Below are 5,962 nucleotides of genomic sequence, written 5' to 3' on the forward strand. Positions count from 1 at the left end.
CAACACCAATTCTCCGGGGGTTCGGCCTGTCGCGGTGGCGGGATGCTCAGGTTGATGCAGCTCAACGCCGGTGCGCTTCAGCTTATCCATCGCAACAGGTGTGGTGCTATCGCTGGATCGGGTGAGTGGCGCCTGGGAGTCCGTACAACCCCTCTGTGCGCCCGGCGGGACAGCGCGGATGCGCTGTCCCTATCCGCGTGCGTGCTCGGAGTTATCGGTTTGCAGGTCGTGCTCAGACCAGGGTGGAGATGCAGAACGGGTGGCCTGCGGGGTCCAGCAGGACCCGCCACCGGTCGGGGTCCGGCTGGAATTCGGGCTTGGCGGCCCCCAGGGCGAGGAGCCGGGACTGGGCGGCATCCAAGTCGTCGACGCCCAGTTCGATGTGGGCCTGCTTTTCCTGGGCCGGGTCCGGCCAGGTGGGTCGTCGGTAGTCGGACAGCCGGTTGAATCCCAGTCCGGCCGCGCCCTCCTGGCCGAGCAGGACGAAGTCCTCGGTGGAGAAGACGACAGGCAGGCCGAGGGCCTCGCCGTAGAAGCGGGCCAGTTCGGCGGGGTCCGGGCAGTCGAAGGTGACCGCGGAATAGCGGAACGTGGGTGCGGAGGTGTTTCCCGTGCTCATGGAGAAGACGCTACGGCGGGACCAGGACAGATTCGGTCCTGGTCATGTGGAACACTTCAACATGTGATCAGCGCATCCGCCCGCCTGCTGCGACTGGTCTCCTTTCTGGCCGCCCGTCCGTCGTGGACCTGCGGTGAGCTGGCCGACCGGATAGCGGTCACCGAGCGCACGGTGCGGCGGGACATCGTCAAGCTCCGTGAACTCGGCTACGCCATCGAGTCCGATCCCGGGCCATGGGGCGGTTATCGTCTCCGCGCCGGAACTCGGGTCCCGCCGCTGATCCTCGATGACGAAGAAGCACTCGCCGTGGCTGTCGGGTTGCGCGAGGCGGCGCTGAGTGGCGCTCTCGGCGGCGACCAGGCCGCGCTGTCGGCGCTGCTGAAACTGAGGCAGGTTCTGCCGCAGCGGATCGCGGACCGGCTGGGTGAGATAGACGCCGCCTTCGTGCACACCCCCAGACCCGACGAGCCGCAGATCACGCCCGGCATGCTGCTGGAGCTGGCCGCTGCATGCCGCCGGGGCGAGCGCGCCCGACTCTCGTACCGCGACTGGGAAGGAAAAGCCACGGTCCGGGACATCGACCCGTACCGCCTCGTCCACACAGGCCGCCGGTGGTACTTCGTCGCCCGGGACGTGACGCGCGGCCAATGGCGGACCTTCCGGGCCGACAGGGTCGACCGACTGCAGGCAACCGGGCACCCGGTGGAACTCATCGACCCACCCGACCCTGCGTTGCTCGTCTCCCGCTCCGTCGCGACCGGCCCCTACCCGCTCTCTGCGTCGATCCGCCTCCCTGTGTCCATGGATCAAGCGCTGCGGCTGATCCCGTCGACAGTCGGTTCCCACCGTCCCGAAGGCCCCGACGCCACGATCGTCGACATCGGCGGTCCCGACGCAGAGGGGCTCGCCAGGTACCTCCTCAGCCTGGCCACACCCCTGCGAGTCCTGTCACCGGAGGCCGTACGGCAGGCCCTACTGCGCCGTGCCCAGGAACTCTTCGAGGACAACGCGAACGGTCAGTCTGGGTAGTGCCATTCGGTGAATTCATGACCGCCCGGAAAGAGGCTGGTTCAGGGCCCGAGTCAGCTCTCTGTTGGCGGCCCGCGCAGCTTCGAGTTCCTCCGTCCTTTCCTCAAGCTCTCCGCGCTTCTCGACGAGTTCCTGTTCCAACATGACGACGCGTCGTTGCAGTTGGTCGATGTCCGGTGAGGCCCCGAGCCCGGACTCGCTCCATGCCTGATCGCCGAGCTGCGCGGAAAGCCGCTTCTCCAACTGGCGTACTCGCGCGGTAAGACGTGTGTTCCGCTCCAGCGCGTTGGCCAGGTCGGTCTGCAAGGAGGCTCGGCTGACGGCAGCCAGTCGGCCCTCTTCCATAGGCGTGTTGGCAGCAGCGTGAACGCGTTCGAGCAGGTCACGGTGACGGTAGAGGAAGCTGCGGTCGACTCGGGCGGCGCGGGCGAGGCCGGAGACAGTGATGTCGTCTCCGGTCCGCAGGGCCGCGTCAAGGGCCTTGATCACGCGATCGCGGCGCCGCGCCGACTCGGCTCGCTTGCCTTCGATCATGCCGGAGGTCATGCGGTCCTCTCGGGGCGGAGGTCGGGCAGTGGTTGCCTCACCTTCGGCATGCCGAGCGAGACGACGCCCGCCCGCGTTCTGCGGACGATGGTGATGGCCTGCTGGATCTGTGCCCGGTCCTCGTCGGTGAGGTCGTCGAGTTCTTCGCGGACGCGTTTGACCAGGCGGCGCACTCGAGTGATCTCGTCGTCCGAGGGCAGGGCCTCGCCCTTGGCCCAGTCGTCGGCGTCGGTGAACGCGGCCAGCCGCTCGCGGTTGCGCAGGAGATCTGCCAGATAGGCTTCCAGGTCGGGCAGGTAGGACACGTCGGTACGGAAGTGGCTGCAGCCGACGCAGCGGAACCGGACCGGGCAGTCATGTCCGCCGGCGGCGACGTTCGATGGTTCGGTGCAGGTGCCGTAGGGAACCTGGGTCTCGCCGATCGTCCGGCGGGCGTGCTCGGAGTCAAGGACGGCCTTGACCTGCCGCCAGACTCGTTTGCCGTGCCGGTCGAACTGCATTGCTGTGACGCGCTCGACCGCTTCTCGTTGGCGCTTCTCACTGACCCTGTAGTAACGCTGTGTAGTGTCGAGTTGGCGATGGTCCATCAAAAGCCTGAGGGCGTCGACGGGGATGCCGGCATCTGCGTGACGCTGTGCATAGGTGTGGCGGTAGGCGTAGGGGAAGATCTTCGCCTTGTCGAAGGGCAGCATCTTCGTCACGCGCTCGCCGGCGACCTCGACGACGGTGGGGACGAGGAAGTCCGGCAGGGAGACGACCCAAGCTCGGTGGCGGACGCCGAGCCAGCTGGCGGTCAGAGGCTTCGTGCCGTGAGGGTTCGCGACGGGTGTCGGCAGTAGTGCGAGGTCCTTGGCCTGGGTGTCGGGAAATCGGGCCCGGACTCGCTGCTGCTGCTCGATGATGAGGGCTGCGGTGACCTTGGCGATCGGCAGTCGTCGGCCGTTTCTGAGCGCCTTGCGGTTGTCGTAAACGAGGACGGGCTCGCCGTCGCCATCCTGTTCGAGGCAGTCGAGGGGGAGTTTGCAGATCTCGTCGGGACGGCGGCCGGTGTCCATCAGCAGCTCGACGGCAGTGCGGGCCTGCGGGCCGCCTGCGCCCAAGGCGTCGAGGTAGTCGCAGAGTTGGCGCATCACCTCCGGCGGGAGATCGCGGCCGGCCGCGGTGTCCTCGGGGTCGTCCGGGATGTCCTCGGGCCGGAGCGTGAACTGCTCGGGCAGGCCGTGCAGGGGCTGGTCAGGCTGGGTCAGCCCGAGGCTTCGCATGCGTAGGAGCATGCGCCGCAAGTGCCGGACATCGGTGACGTGGCGGGCGGCTGCGACCTTTCCCTGCTGCACCAGGTAGCGCATCCGGTTGAGGAAGGCCACGATGTCGTCGCGGCCCAAGAGCCGTGGGTCGATGCCCTTGTCCGGCCGGTTCAGCCGCAGGCTTTCGGAGAGCCTGACAATGCAGTTGATCTGCGTCTGCATCGCCCCGCGGGGGTTGGTGCCCCGGTGCCGGGGAACGTCGTCGACCGCCCAGTCCTGCGTGGCTCTGCGCAGCCACGGCTGACTGATCTTCTCGAAGTGGAGGTAGCCGGTCATGCCGAACGCGGCGCCGTTCCAAGTGTCCTTGTGCCGCTCGATCTCCGGTGACATGGCCCAGCGAAGAACGTGTTTGAGGAACCCCTTCGCCAGCGCGGCGTTCATCTTGCTCAGGCCGGAGACGTCGAGCTCGGCCAAAGAACCGACCTGCCGGGCTCGGACGAGATCGCAGAAGGGCCGGACATGGTGGTCCTTGTGCCTGATGCCGGCAGCGACGCGTTCCTGGAGCCCGTAGAGGATCTCGGCCACGACCCGGTCGGGCAGGCCGAGCAGACTCACCACGCCGGCCTGTGCGATGGCCGGGGTCGTCAGCCGCCAGGTCTCCTCATCGAGGGTGCTGCCCTTGTGCATCTCCAGCAGACGGCGCTGGTAGTGGGCCATGCAGTACCGGCGACTGTGCCCGTCGCGGGATCGGGGACACGAAGCGACCTCACAAGGGCCGAAGCCGGGCAGAGGCTTGACGGACGGGTGGCGGATGAACTCCTCCACCGACAGGCCGAGCGACTTCCTCTGGCCCAGGTGGGCACTGCACAACCCGACACGGGATGTCTTTGACGGGCGCCCGCACTCCGAGACCCGGCAGTTGCTGACGCCGATCGAGCGCCAGTGCCGTTTGACGGTGGACACAAACTCCTCGAAGCCCTGCCCGCTGGCCTTCAGACGCTTCGCGCAACCCACACAGAGCCCATGGTCCTTCGTGTGGAAGACGACCTTGTCGCAGCCCGTCACCAGGCACTCCGGGCCGCCGAGCAGAGGGTGATCACGGGGGAAGACCAGCTGACGCCCCTCTGCATCCCAGCCCATGAGCTGCTGGAATTCTGTGGTCACTGCCCCCATGAGAGCACTGGTGACGTCGTCCAGCTCTGCCGGCAGGTTCTCGACCAGAGCGATCGTCATCGATCGCCCTCCTTGGTGTTCACACGCGGAAGAGGCACCCGCTCAACGGCCTCGCGAAGACGCGATGGCTTGGGATGCAGGTAGGGTCGCGGCGATTCCGCGCTCTTCTGCCCGAGCAGTGCCTGGACCTCGTCCAGTTTGCCGCCGGCATCGGCGACATTGCTGGCCATCGCATGCCGACACATCCGGGGGCCGATCTTCCGACCCAACCCGGCACGCCGGGACAACGACTCACACAGTTCGCCGATCGCGTCGGTCATCATCGGCGCCCCAAAGGGCGGCCGGAACAGGTTGACCAGCAGGAAGTCGCTGCCGCCGGCACCCAGGCACTCGTGGCGTTCCAGCACGTACTGGTCGAATGCCTGCACCACGAGGAAGTCAACCGGCATGGCCCAGGACTTCCTCGACTTCGACCAGGCGCGGTTCTCGTTCTCACGCCGGACGACGTGCACATGGGCGCCCTCGACGTCGCAGCCCAGCGAGCGGGAGTCCATCAGCAGATGCGGATCGCAGCGACGCAGGCCCGCAACCTGCCCCGGGCGCAGTCCCACCCGCGACAACAGCAGCAGGATGAGCCGGTCGCGCGCGGAGCGACACTGCAGGAACATGGCGACGATCTCGTCGTCTCCAGCCCGGTCGATGGCGGTCTCGGGCTCCTGCAGCCGGTGGCGAGCCCGCATCCGATAACGCATGGCACCGCTCTCACCGCGAGCCTCCTGGGGCAGGTCACGGTCGTCGGCAACCTCGTAGATCTGCTCCAACACCCAGGCCGGGGCAGACTTGTTCACCACGGCATGCACCAGAAACATCCGCACGGCAGTGAGCACCTTGTTGATCCGGCTCTCGCCCCGGACCGGCTTCGTGCCCGGGCCGGGCACCACCACCCGCCGCTGACCGCCGCTTCCCGGGGTCCACTTCAGCCAGAGCATGAACAGCCCCATGTCCCGGGCAGCCGTCCGCCACTCCCGCTTGGTGGTCGCGCACCACGCCAGGAACAACACCACGGCCTCGGCGTACGCCTTCGTCGTCGTCTCCGCCCGTCCCCGGGCCAACCTCAGCTCCCGCAGGAAGCGATCGGCTTCCTCCACCACTTCCAACTCGTCGTCCACCACGGTCCAGTACCGGGTGCCTGACGGCAGCTGTACAGGGAATGCACGCACTGATGTACCTCTACTCCACGAGTCGATCACAACGATCCACCGCAGAGCCGCACCCCCTGAGAACCGTCGCAACCTCCCCAACGAGCAGGCTCCGTACGACGTCACGCCACAGCCGGGGAACCCCCAGAGAA

5 protein-coding genes are annotated in these 5,962 nt (G+C 67.4%); 1 reads left to right on the top strand and 4 read right to left on the bottom strand.

The genetic code is table 11. The annotated features are described in order from the left end of the window. Positions 1–232: 232 nt before the first annotated feature. Positions 233–619: a VOC family protein gene (locus HDC93_RS37320; RefSeq protein WP_185015204.1), complete on the bottom strand. Its 387-nt coding sequence runs from the start codon at positions 617–619 to the stop codon at positions 233–235. A 63-nt stretch (positions 620–682) separates the two neighbouring features. On the opposite strand from HDC93_RS37320, the gene HDC93_RS37325 reads away from it, so the two are divergent. Further along, positions 683–1,648, top strand: coding sequence for a YafY family protein (locus HDC93_RS37325; protein ID WP_185015205.1), 966 nt, complete (start codon positions 683–685; stop codon positions 1,646–1,648). 15 nt (positions 1,649–1,663) lie between these two features. Here HDC93_RS37325 and HDC93_RS37330 read toward each other — a convergent pair whose 3' ends face one another. The 3 genes from HDC93_RS37330 to HDC93_RS37340 are packed head-to-tail and all read right to left on the bottom strand — an operon-like array spanning position 1,664 to position 5,780. Continuing rightward, entirely contained in the window at positions 1,664–2,194 is a 531-nt protein-coding gene (locus HDC93_RS37330; protein ID WP_185015206.1) for a DUF6262 family protein, read from the bottom strand. Continuing rightward, positions 2,191–4,671 (bottom strand): site-specific integrase, encoded by a 2,481-nt coding sequence (locus HDC93_RS37335; protein ID WP_185015207.1) that lies wholly within the window; start codon positions 4,669–4,671, stop codon positions 2,191–2,193. Before HDC93_RS37335 ends, HDC93_RS37330 begins: the two co-directional genes overlap by 4 nt. Next, entirely contained in the window at positions 4,668–5,780 is a 1,113-nt protein-coding gene (locus tag HDC93_RS37340) for a tyrosine-type recombinase/integrase (protein WP_311774736.1), read from the bottom strand. Before HDC93_RS37340 ends, HDC93_RS37335 begins: the two co-directional genes overlap by 4 nt. Between the last annotated feature and the right edge of the window lie 182 nt (positions 5,781–5,962).

This window comes from Streptomyces sp. AK010, assembly GCF_014207295.1.
In the GTDB taxonomy this organism is placed as follows: Bacteria; Actinomycetota; Actinomycetes; order Streptomycetales; family Streptomycetaceae; genus Streptomyces; species Streptomyces massasporeus.

What these genes read in the sequence shown, in the direction of transcription:
- HDC93_RS37320 (WP_185015204.1), bottom strand. Translation starts at nt 619, where the DNA reads ATGAGCACGGGAAACACCTCCGCACCCACGTTCCGCTATTCCGCGGTC.
- HDC93_RS37330 (WP_185015206.1), bottom strand. Translation starts at nt 2,194, where the DNA reads ATGACCTCCGGCATGATCGAAGGCAAGCGAGCCGAGTCGGCGCGGCGC.
- HDC93_RS37335 (WP_185015207.1), bottom strand. Translation starts at nt 4,671, where the DNA reads ATGACGATCGCTCTGGTCGAGAACCTGCCGGCAGAGCTGGACGACGTC.